1 protein-coding gene is annotated in these 1,131 nt (G+C 69.0%); it reads left to right on the top strand.

The annotated features are described in order from the left end of the window. Nucleotides 1-232 precede the first annotated feature (232 nt). Nucleotides 233-1,131, top strand: an 899-nt coding sequence (locus BMZ92_RS36680; RefSeq protein WP_091517288.1) for an IS110 family RNA-guided transposase, incomplete at its 3' end; no start/stop codon positions are given.

Raw genomic sequence — 1,131 nt, 5'->3', positions numbered from 1 at the left:
CCCCGTTACCTTTTTCGTGGTTCCTGATCAAGGAGCTGTGGTCGCCAGGTTCGGTATGACTGATGCCCCCAGTCGAGGTCATGATCCGGGGGGTGGTGTCGCCGGGCCTGGTGGCATCGAGGGACCGCTGAATAGGGACACGGCCACCGCTGGGTAGGTCTCGTCGTAACGTGGGTGCCGGCCATCGATGCCCTGACCGGTGACCACCCGCGACGGACGAAAGACACTGTGCATGACCAGCAGTTATGGCGTGTTCCTCGGTCTGGATGTCGGCAAGGGCAACCATCACGCCGTGGGGCTGGACCCGACCGGCAAGCGGCTGCACGACGGGCCGCTGCCCAACACCGAAGCCAAGTTGCGGGCGTTGTTCGACACGCTTGCCGCTCACGGGCCGCTGCTGGTCGTGGTCGATCAACCGGCCACGATCGGGGCGCTGCCGGTCGCGGTCGCCCGCGCGGCCGGGCACCAGGTGGCCTACCTGCCCGGCCTGGCGATGCGGCGCATCGCCGATCTCTACCCGGGCACCGCCAAGACCGACGCCCGGGACGCGTTCATCATCGCTGACGCCGCCCGCAGCCTGCCCCACACCCTGCGCCAGGTCGACACCGGTGACGAGGCCCTGGCCGAGCTGGAGGTGCTGGTCGGGTTCGACGACGACCTGGCCGGTGAAGCCACCCGGTTGAGCAACCGCATCCGCGGCCTGCTCACCGGCATCCACCCCACCCTCGAACGCGTTCTCGGGCCTCGCGTCACCCACCGGGCGGTGCTGGAGATCCTGTCTCGCTGCGGCGGACCGACCGGCATCCGCAAGGCCGGCCGCCGCAAGGTCACCGCCATCGCCACCACTCACGCACCCCGCATGGGCGAAAAACTGGTCGCCGACATCTGGACCGCACTGGACGAGCAGACCGTCACCGTCCCGGGCACCACCGCCGCCGACACCGTCCTGCCCCGACTCGCCGACAGCCTGAAAACCGTGCTCCAGCAACGCAGCCAGGTCGCCACCGAGGTGGAGGAGATACTCGATGCGCACCCTCTTGCCCGGGTCCTGACCTCCATGCCCGGCATCGGAGTCAGGACCGCCGCCCGCATCCTGCTCGAGATCGGCGACGCCTCCGCCTTCAAAAGCTC

This window comes from Amycolatopsis sacchari, from assembly GCF_900114035.1.
Taxonomy (GTDB): Bacteria; Actinomycetota; Actinomycetes; order Mycobacteriales; family Pseudonocardiaceae; genus Amycolatopsis_E; species Amycolatopsis_E sacchari.
This window is presented reverse-complemented; position numbering and strand designations above follow the sequence as displayed.